Origin of the sequence: Pseudomonas sp. W3I7 (assembly GCF_030816095.1) — a bacterium.
Lineage (GTDB): Bacteria > Pseudomonadota > Gammaproteobacteria > Pseudomonadales > Pseudomonadaceae > Aquipseudomonas > Aquipseudomonas salomonii.
In genome coordinates this window covers 795,074-815,252 of the sequence record NZ_JAUSXP010000001.1, presented here as the reverse complement: position 1 = coordinate 815,252, position 20,179 = coordinate 795,074, and the positions used below count along the sequence as shown (strand labels likewise).

Here is a 20,179-nt window from a genome sequence, read left to right as displayed (position 1 = left end):
TGCTGGGGGATAAAAGGCCTGAGACTTGAAGCTGCCCTTTAATCGATGGTGTAACCTCGTCGCTGGTCGAAGTCCTGATATTTTTGGGAGATGGCAGGATCGTCGGAACGCCCCTCAACAGTGTCAGTCATCGCCAAGCCGTTGAGTCCCCTGACAGAATGAATAGCCGCTTCCCAGGCGCCAGGTTCCAGCGGCGGCTCAATGAAACCTCTCAAGTAATCATCCAGGATGCCCTTGTCAGGAGTCTCGATCTCTTTACTCAGTGCTGAGAGATAGTCGGACTTGTCAGTTCTGCTCCAGTTGATCGAAAACCCTGCGCGATGACAGAGGACTGAGTGAACCACCAGCATCGTTCGCCCGTTACCATCAAGGAACGGGTGGCCGTAAGCGAAAAAGCCCATCACCAAGCCAGGCGACTTTCTCAGCAAAACCTTACCCTGACCAAGGCGAAGTCCCTCTTCAACCGCTCTTTTGGCCTCGTGAGGCAGGCAAAAGCAGGTGCCCGCTTTTGAGATGGCCAAGTCAGGAGAGGTCGTCATCCTGTCGCTACCCGCCCAAGGGTAAAGGTCACCAAACAAAAGCCCGTGAACCTGAAGAAAATCGCGATACGTGATCGTTCTTTTATTAGCCAGGTAATCCATCGCATCTGCAAGGTTGGCGGTGAACAGATCATGCTCCAGTTGCTTGACAATATTGAGGTCCTTTTCACCTACAACATTCCTGAGGTAGCCCCTCGTATCAAAATCCTTGAATGGATCAAACACGCTGCTTTTCCCTCAAGTAATTAGTCAGCAAATGAACCGCCTCAAGACCGGTCACTTTTTTCTCTTTCTTCAGCGCAATGACCAGGTTTTCGACGACATCGGTGCGGACATCGTCTCCGGCTAGCCGGGAAACACTTTCCGCCCACTCGTCCGCGTAAGTTCTGACATAAGCCACCTGACACGCATCCGCCAGGTCCATTACATATCGCCGCAGGCCAGACGTTGGAATGATCAACGCGCCCGTTTTCGGGTGGCGCCTAATGGAGTTTTTTACTTTCCTGGGAGGTACAACCTCATTGACGTAAACCACCGAACGGCTGCCCAGTGACAGCTTGCGACGAATTCGGCGGCGGCCTTTTACGCAGATTTTTGCGTCTTTTGACGCAATCGAATGCCCGGCTCCGGACTTGGCAATCTGCACCGAAGCGCTGACGCCCAGTCGCTGAAACACCTCAACGGCCAGAGCTTCAAGATCAGCGGCGGGGGTGACAACGCCTGTATGCGGGTTACGAGAAGCCTTTGCGTATATACCGATTCCCATTCGGACGATCACGCCCTTGCGCATAAGCTCATCGAGCGCAACAGAAACCTGCGAATGCCCCCCCAGCGCCGCAACGTCAATGCGCAGGACTACGTTTCCCTGCATGCCTCGGATTGCGGCCTGCATACGTTCTTCCAGCTTCATGTACAGGCCTCCGGCATAAGCTTGCTCAGGATCACTGAAAAGTGACTATCTACGCTGATCGATTATGGGCAAGCGTACACTATTCTCCAACCCCTCTTTAACGCCCCCAAAAACACATGCCCCCCGACCATCAGACCGTGTCTCGGTTATTCAACGCTCACCTGAAAATGCAGGATCGCCCCAACTCAATTATCAGCAAGTAGGAAATAGTCTCATAGCGAGGTGCCTAACAATCGATTTGGAACATAATGAGGATTCTTGAGCACCGGCAGCTGCAATCATGAACCCATACGAGCCACTCGAACCTCACTCCCCATTACCAGTGCTGACCCAGCTTCTCATGCCCGGCACGCTGGGGTTTTATACCCATGTCGAATGTACAGAGCTGTTCGCCAGCCGGCCCGATCATGACGGCATTATCAATGTCTTCACGCTCCTGATTGCTGAGGAACAACTTGATTTAGAGCCATCGCCTGCCTGCTTCCTGACACCGAAACCTATTCGAATCAAGTCGCTCAATGGCTGGAGTTTTGGCCTCCGCCGTTACACAGTACTGATCGACACGCTCATCCCGGCTCTCACGACTATGGAGGCAGGGGAAGGATGGAGACTTTCGGGTGATGAACTCAGAGTTGGCGAGCTTTCGCCGATGCCCGCGCAGTTTGTACCGCCGGACAATGGCGCTCCGGTCCCATGGAACAAACTCCTCAAAAACAATTTCTGGACCGGTTCGCATCTGTTTGAATGGGCCGATCATGACAAAGAAGCACTGATGCCATTCTTCGCAGATCCTCGCCGTCTGCAAGAGCTATCAATGCAGGTCGAAAAGCATATTCCACTCCAAGTGGCCGCGATGTCAGATCGGCTCGGCAGCCTCACAGTCCAACTTCCGGTCACTGTGCTAATGGCGCAATTCCAGCAGCTTCAAGACGGGAATTTTCAGGTAGAACACGCGTGGCATCCTAAAGCCACTCCACGCCCGTTGATGGCTGCCTGCGAATTGGAACACGACAACATCCTCACTGGCTTTGCTTCAGCAAGGCTGCAGGAAAAAACCACCTCACTCCCTATGCGTGCTGGCCGAGGACTGTATAGGGGCTTCATCTGGGCCGAGCAGAGCAACACCCTCCTAGTTGCCTCCGGACCGGGGGCTTTCATCTCAACCATTGCATTCAATATGAGCTCAGTCGATCCTGAGCCACGCATCTTCTCAGTCAAAAATCCGGATGGTATTAGTAACGCTCGACGAGTCGGTATGGTTGCGTTCTCTACACATAGCCTTATCGGCGATCCGAAGCCGGACGACAATGGCGGATGGACAGCGAAACGAATGTACAACGAGCAAGCCAACAAGCTCGCTGCCGACCGCCGTTTTGTTCAATATCGACCAACCGAAGGCGATGGGACCGCAGGCCGCCGAAAGGCACTGGATGACCTCCGAGCACTGATCGTTGCTTACGGAGAAAAAGGCGCCTGGCTATGGGATCCATATCTGTCAGCAAACGACCTACTCGAAACGCTTTTTTACTGCCCCTATCATGGAGTGGACCTTCGCGGTTTGACGACGTCCAAAGCCGGCCCTAGCGACAACATCCGCCGAACACTTGACGAATGTCAAAGCAACTGGCGGGGCCTAAAACTCGAACTTCGAGTACAGAAGGGCACGGCGGGATGGGACTTCCACGATAGATTCCTGATATTTCCATCAGGTCCAGATGGGGCAATGGCTTGGTCCCTGGGTACATCGGTAAACTCCGTGGGTACGGCGCACCACATCCTGCAGAAGGTAGACAATGCTCAGCTTGTGGTGGACGCCTTCACAGACCTGTGGGAACTACTCGGCGGACAGGATTACCTTGTATGGAAGAGACCGCGATGAACCCTCAGGATATTATTCTCGCGGCGCTGGCGAAAGCTACGCAACTTGGGCCGATTGAAGCTCCTAATGCGCTAGTTAAAGTGATCGGAGCACAAACTGATCCTCTTCAGGCTATTTCCGATAGGGAGGCCAGCAACGAAATATTTGAAGCAATCCGGTCTCAATTTACTTTCGTCGACTTGCTCCGAAGTGGAAAAATCGCGAGCGATGAGGAGTTTGAGAGACTCGCGGGCCTGTTCCGGTGGATGATTCAAGAAGGCGCAGGTTGGACCATCAGTAATGATCCGCGCCGTACCCAACTAGTCGCCCTCCTAGTCGTAGGACAATTCACAACGATGGGGTCAAGTTTCTGGGCTACCGTACCAAATGATTTCAGGCCTAACGATGAGTTGCTCTCTGCGCTCGAAAGCATGATCGCAGGCATTAAGATTAGCTTCACAACTCATGGTTTATCCGCTCCTATCTGGGAGTCAGAGGCCCTCGAACGGTTTGAAAAGGCTGACACAGAAAGCGATTGGACCGGGATCGAACAAGGCTGGCGCCTGATTGAGCGTGGATTTCGTAGGGGCATCGCCATCGCCCAGGCTGCACAATGCCTCGACAGATTTTCGCCCCAGCGTTTGATAACGGCCGTGTCAGGTTTACAGCAGACGTTATCTATCATGGGTGTCGTGCTATCGCTGAACACAAATTCCGCACTACGTCTCGGCTCTGGCTCATCCAATCCTCATGTCCAGTTCGCGACAACCTACATATCCACATCAAACATGGCTAACAGGGAGCCGCTTGATGAAACCTGCAAGAAATTCCTAGTACAGATACTGAAAAGCGTGTCGGAAGATACGCCGCGCTGGGCTGCATGGATGCGTGTATTCAACTTATTTCCTTCACGATATCAAGAGTTACAGATACCTCTCGGATGCGTTCTTGCAGATGCGAACGACGCAGCGCTTGAATCCTACGTTGATGCAATAAGCCTGCACTGGTCTGGCCTACAAACCCGATTTTCAATCGCGGATTGTCTCCGGTCCTTCAGAAATATCGCCAAAGCCAAGAAACGCAAGACAATGTGGAATTTTGCTTTTCAGCGTTGGAAGTCTTGGAGGTTCGGTCTGAACGGGAGTACTGAGAACCTTATTAAGATTTCTCGCTGCGAGCTGGATTTCGCTTTAGTAGGTTATGCCGTCGAATGCCTCAACGATGCTCAGCGAGAGCAAATGGTAGGTTCACTGACTACGAAGCTTCAGAATGTGGAAAACAACTGGCACCCTGCGATCACGGACTGTCATTCTGAGTGGAACGCAGTTCTATCGGAGATGCAGCCTCTTTTCTTGGCAATAAGTGTCGCAGGTACAGAAGCCGATTGGATCGATAAAGAACCCACAATGCGGCTACCATTTGATCCAGATAAGGAAGCCTACGTAACCCTAAAGTACGGCAGACCTCAACTCGCCTAAGCAGCATTTCTGGCTGGCTCAGATGTTACGATATTGTTGGCACAGGCCAAAACACAAAACCCCGGCACATGGCCGGGGTTTTGTTATTCAGCGTTTACCTGCTAGCGCAGGATCACTCCCACTCAATCGTCGCCGGCGGCTTGCTCGACACGTCATACGTCACGCGCGAAATACCTTCGATTTCATTGATGATACGGCCGCTGACAGTCTCCAGCAGCTCATACGGCAGGTGTGCCCAACGCGCGGTCATGAAGTCGATGGTCTCAACGGCACGCAGCGCAACAACCCACGCATAACGACGGCCATCACCGACAACGCCCACCGATTTCACCGGCTGGAACACCACGAACGCCTGGCTGACTTTGTGGTACCAGTCGGCTTTGCGCAGTTCTTCGATGAAGATGTGGTCGGCGCGACGCAGCAGGTCGGCGTATTCCTTCTTCACTTCACCCAGGATGCGCACGCCCAGGCCCGGGCCTGGGAATGGGTGGCGGTAGACCATGTCGTACGGCAGGCCGAGTTCCAGGCCCAGGCGGCGGACTTCGTCCTTGAACAGTTCGCGCAGTGGTTCTACCAGCTTGAGGTTCATCTCCTCCGGCAGGCCACCCACGTTGTGGTGGGACTTGATCACGTGGGCCTTGCCGCTCTTGGCACCAGCCGACTCGATCACGTCAGGGTAGATGGTGCCCTGGGCGAGGTACTTGATGTTGTCCAGTTTGTTGGACTGGGCATCAAACACGTCGATGAAGGTACGGCCGATGATCTTGCGCTTCTTCTCCGGGTCGCTTTCGCCGGCCAGGTTGTTGAGGAACTGGTCCTCGGCGTTGGCGCGGATCACTTTGACGCCCATGTTCTCGGCGAACATGGCCATCACTTGCTCGCCTTCGTGCAGGCGCAGCAGGCCGTTGTCGACGAACACGCAAGTCAGCTGGTCGCCGATGGCTTTGTGCAGCAACGCGGCAACCACGGAAGAGTCAACGCCGCCGGACAGGCCGAGCAGCACGTTATCGGTACCCACCTGGGCACGCACGTTGGCGATGGCGTCTTCAGCGATTTTCGACGGCGTCCACAGGGCTTCGCACTGGCAGATGTCGAGGATGAAACGCGACAGGATGCGACCGCCTTGCTTGGTGTGGGTCACTTCCGGGTGGAACTGCACGCCGTAGTAGCCGCGCTCGTCGTTGAACATGCCGGCGATCGGGCAGCTCGGGGTGCTGGCCAGGATGTGGAAGTCTTCCGGCATCTTGGTGACCTTGTCACCGTGGCTCATCCACACGTCGAGGCCGAACAGGCCGTCGGCGTCGATGTGGTCTTCGATGCCGTCCAGCAGGCGGCTCTTGCCGACCACGTCGACACGGGCATAACCGAATTCACGCAGTTCGGAACCTTCAACCTTGCCGCCCAGTTGCTCGGCCATGGTCTGCATGCCGTAGCAGATACCGAAGACGGGCACGCCCAGGTCGAATACGGCTTGCGGGCAACGCGGGCTGTTGGCTTCGTGCACGGACTCGGGGCCACCGGCAAGGATGACGCCTTTAGGGGCGAATTCGCGGATCGCTTCGTCATCCATGTCGAACGGGTGCAGTTCGCAGTACACGCCGATTTCACGCACGCGGCGGGCGATCAGCTGGGTGTACTGGGAACCGAAGTCGAGGATCAGAATGCGGTGTGCGTGAATGTCGAGGGCCATGAAGTCAGTCTCGTCTAATGAATCAGAAACAACTCGGGGCTGAAAGAACAGCCCCGGTTACTTAACGTTTTGCTGGAAGCCTCAACCTACGCGGTAGTTCGGCGCTTCCTTGGTGATCTGCACGTCGTGGACATGGGATTCAGCCATGCCGGCGCCGGTGATCCGTACGAACTCTGGCTTGGTGCGCATTTCTTCGATGTCGGCGCTGCCGGTGTAGCCCATCGAGGAACGCAGGCCGCCCATCAGTTGATGGATGATCGCGCTCAGGGTGCCTTTGTACGGCACACGGCCTTCGATGCCTTCCGGTACGAGCTTCTCGGCGCCTGCCGAGGAATCCTGGAAGTAGCGGTCGGAAGAGCCTTGCGCCTGGGACATGGCGCCCAGCGAACCCATGCCGCGGTAAGCCTTGTACGAACGGCCCTGGAACAGTTCGATCTCGCCCGGGGCTTCTTCGGTACCGGCGAACATCGAGCCCATCATCACGCAGGAAGCACCGGCGACGATGGCCTTGGACAGGTCACCGGAGAAACGGATGCCGCCGTCGGCGATCAACGGAACGCCAGTGCCTTCAAGGGCAGCGGCGACGTTGGCGATGGCGCTGATTTGCGGCACGCCTACACCGGCGACAATGCGCGTGGTGCAGATGGAACCAGGGCCGATACCGACCTTCACCGCATCGGCGCCGGCTTCGGCCAGGGCCTTGGCAGCTGCGCCGGTGGCGATGTTGCCGCCGATCACTTGTACGTCAGGGAAATTCTGTTTGACCCAGCGCACGCGGTCGATCACGCCTTTGGAGTGACCGTGGGCCGTGTCGACCACCACCACGTCAACACCGGCAGCCACCAGGGCCGAAACGCGGTCACCGGTGTCTTTACCGGTGCCGACCGCAGCGCCGACGCGCAGACGACCTTGATCGTCCTTGCTGGCCAGCGGGTAAGCCTTGGCTTTTTCGATGTCGTTGACGGTCATCATGCCTTTGAGGGCGAATTTGTCGTCGACGATCAGCACGCGCTCGATGCGGTGCTTGTGCAGCAGTTCGCGCACGTCGTTCTTGTCGGCGCCTTCCTTGACCGTGACGAGACGCTCTTTAGGCGTCATCACTTCGCGGACGGTGACTTCAAGACGGTTCTCGAAACGCACGTCACGGGAAGTGACGATGCCGACCAGGTCGCCATCGTGCAGTACCGGAACGCCGGAGATGTTGTGCAGGCGGGTCAGGTCGAACAGGTCACGCACGGTGGCGTCAGCTTCGATGGTGATGGGATCTTTCACCACACCCGGCTTCGTAACGCTTGACCTTGCGCACTTCGGCAGCTTGCTGCTCGATGGTCATGTTCTTGTGGATGATGCCAATGCCGCCTTCCTGAGCCATGGCGATTGCCAAACGGGCTTCAGTGACGGTGTCCATGGCAGCGGAAACCAGAGGAATATTCAGCTCGATGCCACGGGTTAGGCGGGTCTTGAGACTGACTTCGTTAGGAAGCACCTCGGAATAACCGGGCACTAGGAGAATGTCGTCGAATGTCAGAGCTTCTTGGCTGATACGCAGCATCGCGGGGGCTCCCGAGCGGGAAAATGGAAGCGCGCCATTATATACATGCACCCTGCCGGGCTCAATGTAAAACTCTGACAAACTTGGTAATACTGATAGATGGATTAAAGCTCGACTTTGACCCAACTCATCTTCTGGTCCAGCCAATCGGCAAATTCGTCGATAAAGCTCTGCTTGAACCCTGCCTCCGCCCAGTTATTGAAGATAAAGCCCAGGTTGGAAAACCCGCATTCCTGCAGGAACAGAAACCCGTTGATATCGTCTTCATGCCCACACAGCGGGCAGGTGAAGTTGTCGGTGTGGCCGGGCATCCAGTCTTCGAGGCTTTCGAACAGCGCCTCGCCGACTTCTTTAAGGCACTCCGGGCAGCCGGCTTCTTCGAGAAAGCCCTTGGCCGGCGTGTAGATGCAGCGTTTGTAGATGATCTCCAGGCCATTGATCGGCTCGTTGAACGGCAGCGCTTCGGGGTGCAGCACCACGGCGCGGGCGCCGTCGGCCAAGGCGTAGGCCATGCGGTTGCCGGTGCGTCCGCAGGTGGTCAGCTCTTCCTTGATGATGTTCTTGCGCACCAGCCAACGCACGATGGCCCGGGCGCGGGGTTCGTGGACGGGCAAGGTGGAGATTTTGGGGACAAGGATGCTTTGGGAGTTCATGGGAGTCCTGCGGTGTGGCGTCTGACGCCTTCGCGAGCAAGCCCGCTCCCACATTTTGAAAGTGTTCACAATGCCAAATGTGGGAGCGGGCTTGCTCGCGAAGAGGCCCTGAAGGCTGGCAGCTTAATCCCTGAAGAAATCAGGTCAAGTACTCAAATACCGCCCGATCAGTGCAATGCCACTGGCTAACACCAACCACGTCACCAAGCGCACAAAGGCTTCGCGGGACATGCGCATCGTCAACCTGCGCCCACACCACAGCCCCAGGGCCATCGCCGGCAATAAACAAACGGCCAACAACAGCAGCGGCAAATCCGCATACACCCCGGCGACCAGAAACAGGCTCAGGCGCACCACTGTGCTGCAACTGATCAACGCACTTTGCGTGGCCCGCGCCGCGTCCTTGGGCAAACGGCTGTTGAGGTAGATCGCATACAAAAAGCCGCCGCTGCCGAACAACGCACCAAACAGGCCGCCGACGGTGCCCATGGGAATCGACCAACCCTTGGAAAGCTGAGTGGGTCGCGCCTTCACCGACAAGCTGTAGATCGCATAGGCGCTGATAAACAGCCCCATCAGCAGCAACAACAAATCCGAATGCAGGTTGAGCAGGAAGATCACACCCAGCGTGCAACCGATGGCCATGCACGGCAGCAACCGCAGCAGCTCGGGCTTGTTCACGTCTCGCCGCGATTGCAGCAGATTGCCGAAGGCCGCGACAAAATCCAGCAGCACCAGCAGCGGGATAATCTTCGACAGCGGCATAAACACAATCAGGATCGGCCCCGCCACCAACGCTGTGCCAAAACCGGCAATGCCGAACACGATGTAGGCCAGCACCACACCCAGGCCGATGACCAGACAATCGACACCACTGAACGACCACTGACTCATCAGCTCAACCGGGCTCATGGCGTATTCCTTGAAAGAGACAGCCATCACTTTAGCCATCGCCGAGCGTTGCGACTAATATCTTCAAAGCCCTCCACTCATCTCGAAAAGGCATGACGCGTGATATCCACTCGCCAACTGCGCTACTTCGTCGAAATCGCCGACAGCGGCAGCTTCAGCGCCGCCGCCGAGCGTTTGTTCGTGGCGCAATCAGCGCTGAGCCGCCAGATCAAGGAGCTGGAAACCCAGCTGCAAACTTCACTGTTCGAACGCACCGCGCGCCAGCCCCGGCTGACGGCGGCGGGCGAAGCTTTTTACCCGAGGGCGCGCAACCTGCTGAGCGAGCTGCTCAAGGCTAGCGAGATGGCCACACAGGTTGGCAATGGTCAGCTTGGCACCCTGCGCCTGAGCCATTCGAGCACCGTGCCGATGAGCGGGCCATTGCTGCACGGCATCAGCACCTGGCTGCAGCGTTGCCCCGGCGTATCGATGGATATCGTCAAACTGTCTTCCGAGGCGCAACTTGAAGACATTGCCGACGGGCGCCTGGAAGTCGGCCTTTTGCGTTTACCGGTGCTGCGCCAACGCGAAGGCGTGCGTGTGGTGCCTTTATATAGCGAACAACTGTTGCTGGCTGTGCCGCCCAATCACCCGCTGGCAGGCAGTGATACACCTGTCGAACTGGCACAGCTCAAGGACGAAGCGTTTATTTCAGTTCCACACCCCCAACGTGGCGGCTTGAGTTATCTGTCAGCCGAACTGTGCATGCGCGCAGGATTTTTCCCCAAGGCAGCAAGGGTGATGTCGCGCAAGACCACGCAATTGCAGCTGATCCAGGCCGGCTTCGGAATTGCCTTGTTACCAAAATCCATGCAAGGCATTGCCCCCGCCAACCTGCACTTTTTGCCCCTGGCCGACCCGGACTGCCTCAGCACCGTGGCCCTGGCATGCGCGCAGACGCCGAGTGCGCTGGTGGAGCAATTCTGCCAAACCTTGCGCGAATGCCTATAAACTGCCGCCCATGATTAAAGATCGCTCCTCATGATTAAAGATCCGTTTGCCCGCTTGGGCCTGGACCGCGAAGTCCTGACTGTCAGCCAGCTCAACGGCCGCGCGCGGGTGTTGCTGGAAGACGTGTTCACCAATATCTGGGTCGAAGGCGAAATCTCCAACCTCGCCCGCCCGGCTTCCGGCCATGTGTATTTCACCCTCAAGGACAGCGGCGCCCAAGTGCGTTGCGCGCTGTTTCGCAACAATGCCGCGCGAGTGCGCCAGGCGTTGAAAGACGGTTTGGCGGTGAAAGTGCGCGGCAAGGTCTCGCTGTTTGAGGGCCGTGGCGACTACCAGTTGATCCTCGACACCGTGGAACCTGCCGGCGATGGCGCGCTGCGTTTGGCCTTTGATGCGCTGAAGGAAAAGCTCAGCGCCGAAGGCCTGTTCAGTGCCGAACGGAAAGTGCCGCTGCCGGCGCACCCTCGGCGCATTGGCATTGTCAGTTCGCCAACCGGCGCGGTGATTCGCGACATCATCAGCGTGTTCCGCCGTCGTGCGCCGAACGTTGAACTGACACTGATTCCCACCGCCGTGCAGGGCCGCGAAGCCATCCCGCAGATTGTGCGTGCGCTGAAACTGGCTGACGCCCGTGGCTTCGATGCGTTGATCCTGGCCCGTGGCGGCGGTTCGCTGGAAGACCTCTGGTGCTTCAACGAAGAAGCCGTAGCCCGTGCGGTAGATGCCTGCGTAACGCCTATCGTCAGCGCCGTCGGCCATGAAACCGACGTGTCGATCTGCGACTTTGTGGCCGACGTACGCGCCCCCACGCCCTCCGCCGCCGCCGAATTGCTCGCGCCAGACGCCAGCCATCTGGTGCGCCAGGTCGAAAACCTGCACCGCCGCCTGGTGATGCTGATGCGCAACCGGCTGAGCCATGATCGCCTGCGCCTGGAAGGCATGGCCCGCCGCCTGCGCCACCCTGGCGAACGTCTGCGCCAACAGGCCCAGCGTTTGGACGACCTCGACATGCGCCTGCGCCGCGCTTTCGAGCGCAGCCTCAATACCCGCCGCGAACGCCTGATACGCCTGGAAACCCGCCTCGCCGGCCAACACCCCGGCCGTCAACTGGCGTTGCTGCGCCAGCGCCTCGATAGCCTCGCAGAACGCCTGCCCCGCGCCATGCGCGAAGGCCTCAAGGCACGCCGCCTGCAACTGCAAAGCCAGGTGCAGACCCTGCAGGTGGTCAGCCCGCTGGCCACCCTGGGCCGTGGCTACAGCATCCTGTTGGACGAGCGCGGCCAGGCGATCCGCAACGCCGCGCAAACCCACACCGGCCAGCGCCTCACTGCGCGGCTCGGGGAAGGCCAATTGCAGGTGCGAGTGGAAGATAACCACCTGACGCCCGTCACCCTTTCGTTACTGGATTGATTGATGCCACGTTTATTTAGCCTGCTGATGCTGTTATGCCTGACCTTTAACGCCCACGCCGACAGCTACATCACGCGGTTGCTGAACAAGCCGGTGCCGGGTGGCGTGGCGGTGGTCGACCTCGGCACTTCGGCCAGCGCGCCCAAAGCCACCTACCTGAACCGGCCGGTGCTGGTGGTCAAGGAACAGAACAACTGGCTGGCGATTGTCGGGATCCCGCTGACCGTCAAACCCGGCACCGAGCGCATCACCAGTGGCGGGCAGAACTTGCCGTTTGTGGTGGGCTTCAAGAAATACCCCGAACAGCACATCACTTTGAAGAACAAAAGCCAGGTGAACCCGGCCCCGGCGCAACTCAAGCGCATTGAGGGCGAACTCGCCGTGCAGCTCAAGGCTTACCGCAGTTTCAGCCCGAATACGCCGAGTAACCTGCTGCTGGACAAACCGGTCAACGGGCCACTGTCGAGTAAGTTCGGCGTGCGCCGCTTCTTTAATGGCGAGGAGCGCAACCCGCATTCGGGCCTGGACTTTGCCGTAGGTGCGGGCACGCCGATCAAGACGCCGGCGGCGGGCAAGGTGATCCTCACCGGCAATTACTTCTTCAATGGCAACACTGTGTTCGTCGACCATGGCCAGGGCTTTATCAGCATGTTCTGCCATATGTCGAAGATCGACGTAAAAGTCGGCGACCAACTGGCACGCGGCGCGGTGGTGGGCAAAGTCGGTTCCACGGGCCGTGCGACCGGGCCGCACATGCATTGGAACATCAGCCTTAACGATGCGCGGGTTGACCCGGCGATCTTTATTGGCGCGTTCCAGCCCTGATAAAAATATTCAACCTACCGGCCTCATCGCGGGCAAGACCGGCTCCCACACGTGAACGCGAATCCCTGTGGGAGCCGGGCTTGCCCGCGATGGCGTCAGGTCTGCCAGCCCAATTGCGCGCCCAATAAGTACTGCGCAATAAAAACAAACCCCTAACTCAATAACCGCCACAAAATATCGAATAACAGCCAAATAGCAGAACTTATCTCAATTTTTCCCGACTGCTTGCCATCTTTCACCCCGGCGGTTAGGGTTGGGCTTATGAAAACCTCTCACACCCTCATTCAGCTCCGCCAGCACCGCAGCCTGTGCCTCGTCAGCGCACGACTGCCAGGCTGAATCGATCTGCCTCGTCCCAAGCTTCGTCCCCAATAACAGTTTTACGGCAGGCCGCCTTTTTTCGGCCCCTACTACAAAGGATTTCCCGATGAGCATGCTCAAAGACCCGTCTTCGAAGTACCGCGCGTTCCCGACCATCGACATCCCCGACCGCACCTGGCCGTCGAAGACCATCACCGAAGCGCCGATCTGGTGCAGCTCCGACCTGCGTGATGGCAACCAGTCGCTGATCGAGCCAATGGACGCGGCGAAAAAGCTGCGTTTCTGGAAGACCCTGGTGTCTGTCGGCGTGAAGGAAATCGAAGCCTCGTTCCCGGCCGCGTCGCAAACCGACTTCGACTTCGTGCGCACCCTGATCGAAGACAACCACATCCCCGAGGACACCACCATCCAGGTGCTGACCCAGGGCCGTGAAGACTTGATCGCACGTACGTTCGAATCCCTGCGCGGCGCCAAAAAGGCTATCGTGCACTTGTACAACGCCACGTCGCCGTCATTCCGCCGCATCGTGTTCAACCAGGACAAAGACGGCATCAAGGCCATCGCGGTCAACGCGGCCAAGCTGTTCGTCAAGTACGCGGCCCAGCAGCCGGAAACCCAGTGGACTTTCGAGTACTCCCCGGAGACCTTCAGCGCCACGGAGCTGGAGTTCGCCAAGGAAGTCTGTGACGCGGTGATCGAGGTGTGGAACCCGACGCCAGAGCACAAGATGATCCTCAACCTGCCGGCCACCGTCGAGTGCGCGACGCCCAACATCTATGCCGACCAGATCGAGTGGTTCGGCCGCCATATCAACCGTCGTGACAGCGTGATTATCAGCCTGCACACCCACAACGACCGCGGCACTGGCGTGGCCGCCACCGAGTTGGGCCTGATGGCCGGCGCCGACCGTGTCGAAGGTTGCCTGTTCGGCAACGGCGAGCGTACCGGTAACGTCGACCTCGTGACCGTAGCCTTGAACATGTACACCCAGGGCCTCGACCCACAGCTGGACTTCTCCGACATCGACGGTGTGCGCAAAGTTGTCGAGGAGTGCAACCAGATCCAGGTACACCCACGTCACCCGTACGTCGGCGACCTGGTGCACACCGCGTTCTCCGGTTCCCACCAGGACGCCATCCGCAAGGGCTTTACCCAGCAGAAAGACGACGCGCTGTGGGAAGTGCCGTACTTGCCGATCGACCCGGCGGACATTGGCCGCAGCTACGAGGCGGTGATCCGCGTAAACAGCCAGTCGGGCAAAGGCGGCATCGCCTACCTGCTGGAACAGGAATACGACATCAGCTTGCCACGCCGCATGCAGATCGAGTTCAGCCAAGTGGTACAGGCCGAAACCGACCGTGTGGGCCTGGAAATGACTGCACCGCAGATCTACGCCTTGTTGCAGCGTGAATACCTGCAAGCCAACACCCCGTACGCGCTGGTCAGCCATCGCCTGCAGGAAGAAAACGGCAACAGCACCGTGGAAGTGGAAGTCTCGGGCAAGGGCCAGGGCGAAACCAACCTGCGCTGGAACGGCAAGGGCTACGGCACCCTGGAAGCGCTGGTTGCGGCGCTGCCAATCAAAGTTGAGATCATGGACTACAACGAACACGCGATCGGCGCCGGCACCAATGCCAAGGCGGCGGCCTACATCGAACTGCGCGTGAACGGCGAGCGTCCGGTGCATGGCGTGGGGATCGATGAAAACATCACCACAGCGAGCTTTAAGGCGGTGTTCAGTGCCCTGAATCGTTCGTTGAGCCAGTTGGAAGCGAAGGCGGCGTAAGCGCTGTCGCGGTAATGCAAAAGGCCCCTGGGTGAGAATCCAGGGGCCTTTTTTGCTTTGGATGGGTGGTGATGCGGATGGCCTCTTCGCGAGCAAGCCCGCTCCCACATTTTGACCGCATCCCTACAGGATAAATGCGGTCGAATGTGGGAGCGGGCTTGCTCGCGAAAGCGGTCTGTCAGACAAACTGAAACCGATCGGCATCCAGGTTCGCTGGAAATTTTTCGCGATACGTCGCCAACTCTGCCGCATTCAGGCGCACCTGAAACACCCCGTCCGCCTCCCCCGCACTCAGCAAGGTCTCACCCTGGAAATCCAGCACCTGGCTGTCTCCGGTGTAGGCAAAGCCCTTGCCATCGGTACCCACCCGATTCACTGCCGCCACGTAACACAGGTTCTCGATAGCCCGCGCTGGTAGCAGGCGGTTCCAGTGCTGACGCCGCGCACCCGGCCAGTTCGCGGTGTACAGCAGCAGGTCGGTGTCCTGGGCATCACGGCTCCACACCGGGAAACGCAGGTCGTAGCAAATCAATGGGCGTATGCGCCACCCCTTCAACTCGAACTGCACCTGGCGCTCGCCGGGCGTGTAATGGTCGTGCTCGCCCGCCATACGGAACAAGTGACGCTTGTCGTAGTGCAGCACTTCCCCGTCCGGGCGCGCCCACAGCAGGCGGTTGCGGTGGCTGCCGTCGGCCGCCTGGATGATCACGCTACCGGTGATCACCGCGTTGTACTTGGCCGCCTGGGTTTGCAGCCAGAGATGAGTCGGGCCATGTTCCGGCTCGGCGAGGGTGTGTGATTCCATCGAGAAACCGGTGGTGAACATCTCCGGCAGCACAATCAGGTCGGCGCCTTTGGCCTGCTCCAGCAACAGTTCGAAATGTTCGAGGTTGGCCTGACGGTCATGCCATACCAGGCTGGTCTGGACCAAGGCAATATTCAGGTCGGGTAATGCAGTCAAATCACGCATAGTTTCTCCGCTGCGTGTTGCAGCGTCTCCTCGCGTTTGGCAAAGCACAGGCGCACCAGGCGCTGGCCTTGCGGCGGGCTCTGATAGAACACCGAGACGGGGATGGTCGCCACGCCGTGTTCGCGGGTCATCCACAGTGACATGGCGACGTCATCCAGGTCCGGGCGAATCTGTGAGTAGTCCACCAGTTGGAAGTAAGTGCCGGCCACCCGGGTAAAGCTGAAACGCGACGGCGCCAGCAGGTCGCAGAACAGGTCGCGCTTGGCCTGATAAAAGGCCGGCAATTGCTCGACGTGTTCCGGGTGTTCGGCCATGAAGTCAGCCAAAGCGTACTGCAAAGGGGTCACGCCGCAAAAGTTGACATATTGATGCACCTTGCGCAGCTCGGCGGTCAGGGCCGGCGGTGCGACCACGTAGCCGGTTTTCCAGCCGGTGACGTGGTAGGTCTTGCCGAAGGAGCTGACCACAAACGCCCGCTGATACAACTCTTCATGGGCCAGCACGCTGACATGGGGCACGCCATCGAACACCAGGTGCTCGTAGACCTCATCGCTGACCAGGTAGATATCGCGGTCGCGGATCAGCTCGGCCAACTGGTCCAGCTCGGCCCGGCTGATCAGGGCGCCAGTGGGGTTGTGTGGCGAGTTGAGGATGATCATGCGCGTGCGCGGTGAGAGCGCGGCCTTGATCTTGTCAAAGTCGAGCGCGAAGCCTTGCAGGCTCAATTGCACATGCACGCAGCGGCCACCGGCCAGCTCGACCGACGGCTCGTAGCTGTCGTAGCTGGGGTCGAACACGATGACTTCATCGCCGTTGCGGATGACCGCCTGGATCGCGCAGAAGATCGCCTCGGTGGCGCCTGGGGTGATGGTCACCTCGCTGTCCACATTCACCGCGGCGCCATAACTGCGGGCGATCTTGGCCGCCACTTGTTGGCGCAACACGGGCAGGCCGGTCATCGGTGCGTATTGGTTATGGCCGAGGGCGATATGCTTGCCTACGGCATCGAGCAAGCCTTGAGGGCCATTAAAATCGGGAAAGCCCTGGGACAGGTTGAGCGCGCCGGTTTCGGCAGCGAGTTGCGACATGGTGGTGAAAATAGTGGTGCCGACATTCGGCAGCTTACTGGTGATCATCGGAGGCCCCTGCTCAACACCCGGCTCTTCGGCGGCGCGGGCGTTCGAGAATAGCTCATGCATTACGCACAAAAAAGCCACTGCACTTAATGGAACGCTGGTCGTACGTGCCGGGAGCGTCTGAACAAAACGACAACTGGTCATTTGAAAACGAAAAACAGGTAATTCTCACAGTTACCCAAGCGAAAAACCTCGCGCTTACTGAGCGAACAACTCACTCAGCCAGGATAACGGTCATGCCTTCATACTCTGACGTCCCTCCTATTGCCCAAGCATCTGGAGAGCTGGACATATCCTACGGGGATGCGGGCTACCAACTGGTCAATCCAGCCGGAATGGAATTGTATGAAGCGCGGGGGATTCGCCTCACCGACAATAATGAGACGTTGATTGCAGGTGCTGCGCCAGACATTGCGCCCACTCATACCCGAACGCAGTTCGTTTTGATGCGCCGAGACGAGAATGGAGCGTTGGTCGAAGGGTTCGGGACGCGGGGAATAGCATGCGGGCACTTCGAACCTGACGAACCTACATGGGGTTCTTACGGCGAGAAAATATTTCCGTTGCGCGACGCCAAATGGTTGTTGTTGGGCTTCGTGCACAACCACGCGAATATGCGCATGCCTTCGCTAGCCTGGCTGCATGATGATGGTCGTGCTGATACCGACAGCGGCAATAACGGCACGTTTGTGCTGACATCGCCACTTCCAGGGGAGTCAGCCAGTCCTGGAACCCCACTTGTCGACGGCGACACTCAGTCGACAGGGTTCATAGTGACGCTGTTTCAGTACGTGGATGAGTTAGATTATTGGGGCAGTTTGTTATCGCGAATCGAGCCGAACGGAAAACTGGACATCACGTTCAACCAAGGCAAGCAATACGCCGAGACCCACACCCGAGGCGGTGAAATCTATGATCCCACCGCCCTGAGCCATCAGGTTGATGACCGTATTCTCGTGGTGGGTAACACCGACGATAAACGAGGTATCAAGGGCGGGCTGATTAAACGTTTTGACAACAATGGAGGGCTCGATACCACGTTCGCCCACAATGGCGAGTACCGTACCCAAAATCAGCGTTACGCTCACTTAGTCTGCAACGAAGAGAGCATTCTGGTTTGCGGGGCAACCTCGCAGGGCGCGCTCATGGTCAAACTGCACGCCGATGGAACCCCACACCCTGATTTCGGCGGACTGCCTGTGATAACCCCGCAGGTGACCGCTTGGCACAAGGTGCTCATCCATAAAGGGAAAATTATCGCCATCGGCGTGATTGATGGCGGGTTCAGCAGTCAAGCCGTACTGGCTCGCTTTGAGCGCAGTGGCGAACCAGATATGACCTTTGGCGCATCGAAGAACGGCCGGGTGACGCTGGAGTTTGGTGGTCAGTTCAACACAGTGATTGATCTTGCTGTCGACCAGCAGGAGCGAATTCTGGTGCTAGGTTCTGCCAAAGGATCCTTCGGCGCAGTCAATTTCTATATCGCACGCGTCTTTTCTTGAATCAACAAAAAAGGCGCCATCGGCGCCTTTTTTAAACCTCAATCAGCGCTTGTCGCGGCGCTTCTTGTCGGCTTTCTTGTGGTGAGTCATCAAACGACGCTTCTTGTTCACCTGACGGTCAGTCAGTGTGTTCTTGTTGCCTTCGTATGGGTTCTCGCCACCCTTGAACTCGATACGGATCGGCGTACCGACCAGTTTCAAGACACGGCGGTAGGTGTTTTTCCAGGTAACGCACATAGGACTTGGGCACCTTCTCGATCTGGTTACCGTGGATCACGATAATCGGCGGGTTGGCACCACCCAAGTGGGCGTAACGCAGTTTGATCCGGCGGTTGTTGACCATCGGTGGCGCGTGTTCGCCAACCGCGTCTTCCAAGATCTGGGTCAGGCGGTTGGTCGGCCAGCGGGTAACCGCGGACTTGAACGAGTTCTGTACGGACGCGTAGAGGTTGCCCACGCCGGTGCCGTGCAGTGCCGAGATAAAGTGGATATCGGCGAACTCGACGAAGAACAGCCGACGTTGCAGCTCGATCTTGACGAAATCGCGCTCGCTCGGCGTCATGCCGTCCCACTTGTTGATCGCGATGACCAGGGCACGACCGGCTTCCAGGGCAAAGCCGAGCAAGTTGAGGTCGTGGTCCACCACGCCTTCACGGGCGTCCATCACGAAGATCACCACGTTGGCGTCTTTGATCGCCTGCAGGGTTTTGACCACCGAGAACTTTTCAACTTCCTCGTGGATCTTGCCGCGCTTGCGCACACCGGCGGTGTCGATCAGCGTGTACTTCTCGTCGTTACGTTCGAACGGGATGTAGATACTGTCGCGAGTGGTGCCCGGCTGGTCATACACGATGACCCGGTCTTCACCGAGCATGCGGTTAACCAGGGTCGACTTGCCGACGTTCGGGCGGCCGATGATGGCGATCTTGATACCGTCTTTTTCGCTCGGGCCAGGAATGCGCTTGGCTTCCTCACCTTCGGCAACGATTTCTTCCTCGCCCTCTTCTTCCTCTTCGTCATCCTTGGGGAAATCGCGCAGAGCGATTTCCAGCATCTGGGTGATGCCGCGACCGTGGGCACCGGCGACCGGGATTGCATCGCCCAGGCCCATCGGGCTGAATTCGGCACGGGCCGCCTCAGGATCGATGTTGTCGATCTTGTTGGCGACCAGATAGGAACGCTTGTTGCGCTTGCGCAGGTGCTCGCCAATCATCTGGTCGGCAGCGGTGTAGCCCGCACGGGCGTCCACCAGGAACAACACGACATCGGCTTCTTCGATCGCGAGCAGCGACTGCTCGGCCATCTTTTCGTCCATGCCATGCTCGTCACCGGAGATACCACCGGTGTCGACAATAATGTAGGAGCGCCCTTGCCACTTTGCCTCACCGTATTGGCGATCACGGGTCAGACCGGACAAGTCGCCAACGATGGCGTCACGAGTCCTGGTCAGGCGGTTGAACAAGGTGGACTTGCCGACGTTAGGTCGGCCCACCAGGGCGATTACGGGAACCATGCGGCTCTCCACTTCGTTATTTCAGAAAATACAAAAGCCGCTGCAAGGCAGCGGCTGGTGCTCGGGGCAGCATAGTCAAATGCCGCATGCCCCGCCGAAGCGGGGCCGCCTGGGTTTTACCCCAAGCATAGTTG

14 protein-coding genes and 2 pseudogenes are annotated in these 20,179 nt (G+C 58.2%); 7 read left to right on the top strand and 9 right to left on the bottom strand.

What is annotated here, in order from left to right; all coding sequences use genetic code 11:
- Nucleotides 1-38: 38 nt before the first annotated feature.
- Both QF043_RS03880 and QF043_RS03875 read right to left on the bottom strand, forming a co-directional pair.
- The gene (locus tag QF043_RS03880; protein WP_307417566.1) at nt 39-764 is read right to left on the bottom strand and encodes a Fic family protein; all 726 of its coding nucleotides are present in this window, start codon (nt 762-764) and stop codon (nt 39-41) included.
- A complete protein-coding gene (locus QF043_RS03875) occupies nt 757-1,449 on the bottom strand; it encodes a hypothetical protein (protein ID WP_307417565.1) in 693 nt (230 codons plus the stop codon). The genes QF043_RS03880 and QF043_RS03875 overlap by 8 nt, the downstream gene beginning before the upstream one ends.
- 280 nt (nt 1,450-1,729) lie before the next feature.
- On the opposite strand from QF043_RS03875, the gene QF043_RS03870 reads away from it, so the two are divergent.
- Nucleotides 1,730-3,328 (top strand): VPA1262 family N-terminal domain-containing protein, encoded by a 1,599-nt coding sequence (locus QF043_RS03870; RefSeq protein WP_307417564.1) that lies wholly within the window; start codon nt 1,730-1,732, stop codon nt 3,326-3,328.
- Nucleotides 3,310-4,785: a hypothetical protein gene (locus tag QF043_RS03865; protein WP_307417563.1), complete on the top strand. Its 1,476-nt coding sequence runs from the start codon at nt 3,310-3,312 to the stop codon at nt 4,783-4,785. The genes QF043_RS03870 and QF043_RS03865 overlap by 19 nt, the downstream gene beginning before the upstream one ends.
- Before the next feature lie 112 nt (nt 4,786-4,897).
- Here QF043_RS03865 and guaA read toward each other — a convergent pair whose 3' ends face one another.
- The 4 genes and pseudogenes from guaA to QF043_RS03845 form a co-directional block, all read right to left on the bottom strand.
- Nucleotides 4,898-6,475, bottom strand: a complete 1,578-nt coding sequence (gene guaA, locus QF043_RS03860; protein ID WP_017134673.1) for a glutamine-hydrolyzing GMP synthase — start codon at nt 6,473-6,475, stop codon at nt 4,898-4,900.
- A gap of 81 nt (nt 6,476-6,556) precedes the next feature.
- Nucleotides 6,557-8,027, bottom strand: a pseudogene (guaB, locus tag QF043_RS03855) (IMP dehydrogenase).
- Between the two features lie 104 nt (nt 8,028-8,131).
- Nucleotides 8,132-8,680 carry a hypothetical protein gene (locus tag QF043_RS03850; protein WP_015885727.1) on the bottom strand — a complete coding sequence of 183 codons (549 nt, stop codon included), beginning with the start codon at nt 8,678-8,680 and terminating at the stop codon, nt 8,132-8,134.
- A gap of 144 nt (nt 8,681-8,824) precedes the next feature.
- Nucleotides 8,825-9,592 (bottom strand): sulfite exporter TauE/SafE family protein, encoded by a 768-nt coding sequence (locus QF043_RS03845; protein ID WP_307421298.1) that lies wholly within the window; start codon nt 9,590-9,592, stop codon nt 8,825-8,827.
- 99 nt (nt 9,593-9,691) lie between these two features.
- Here QF043_RS03845 and QF043_RS03840 point away from each other — a divergent pair, with 99 nt between their 5' ends.
- From QF043_RS03840 to leuA, 4 genes are all read left to right on the top strand, one after another.
- The gene (locus QF043_RS03840) at nt 9,692-10,582 is read left to right on the top strand and encodes a LysR family transcriptional regulator (protein WP_307417562.1); all 891 of its coding nucleotides are present in this window, start codon (nt 9,692-9,694) and stop codon (nt 10,580-10,582) included.
- A gap of 30 nt (nt 10,583-10,612) precedes the next feature.
- Nucleotides 10,613-11,992 (top strand): exodeoxyribonuclease VII large subunit, encoded by a 1,380-nt coding sequence (xseA, locus tag QF043_RS03835; protein ID WP_307417561.1) that lies wholly within the window; start codon nt 10,613-10,615, stop codon nt 11,990-11,992.
- Nucleotides 11,993-11,995: 3 nt separating this feature from the next.
- Entirely contained in the window at nt 11,996-12,817 is an 822-nt protein-coding gene (locus QF043_RS03830; protein WP_017134679.1) for a peptidoglycan DD-metalloendopeptidase family protein, read from the top strand.
- Nucleotides 12,818-13,244: 427 nt separating this feature from the next.
- Nucleotides 13,245-14,924: a 2-isopropylmalate synthase gene (gene leuA / locus QF043_RS03825; RefSeq protein ID WP_236370015.1), complete on the top strand. Its 1,680-nt coding sequence runs from the start codon at nt 13,245-13,247 to the stop codon at nt 14,922-14,924.
- A gap of 178 nt (nt 14,925-15,102) precedes the next feature.
- Here leuA and QF043_RS03820 read toward each other — a convergent pair whose 3' ends face one another.
- Entirely contained in the window at nt 15,103-15,894 is a 792-nt protein-coding gene (locus QF043_RS03820) for an amidohydrolase (RefSeq protein ID WP_307417560.1), read from the bottom strand.
- Complete coding sequence (locus QF043_RS03815) at nt 15,882-17,030, bottom strand: pyridoxal phosphate-dependent aminotransferase (protein WP_307417558.1); 1,149 nt, start codon at nt 17,028-17,030, stop codon at nt 15,882-15,884. Before QF043_RS03815 ends, QF043_RS03820 begins: the two co-directional genes overlap by 13 nt.
- An 89-nt stretch (nt 17,031-17,119) precedes the next feature.
- Here QF043_RS03815 and QF043_RS03810 point away from each other — a divergent pair, with 89 nt between their 5' ends.
- Complete coding sequence (locus QF043_RS03810) at nt 17,120-18,532, top strand: delta-60 repeat domain-containing protein (protein ID WP_307417557.1); 1,413 nt, start codon at nt 17,120-17,122, stop codon at nt 18,530-18,532.
- Between the two features lie 42 nt (nt 18,533-18,574).
- On the opposite strand, the pseudogene der reads toward QF043_RS03810, so the two are convergent.
- Nucleotides 18,575-20,045, bottom strand: a pseudogene (gene der / locus QF043_RS03805) (ribosome biogenesis GTPase Der).
- Nucleotides 20,046-20,179: the final 134 nt, after the last annotated feature.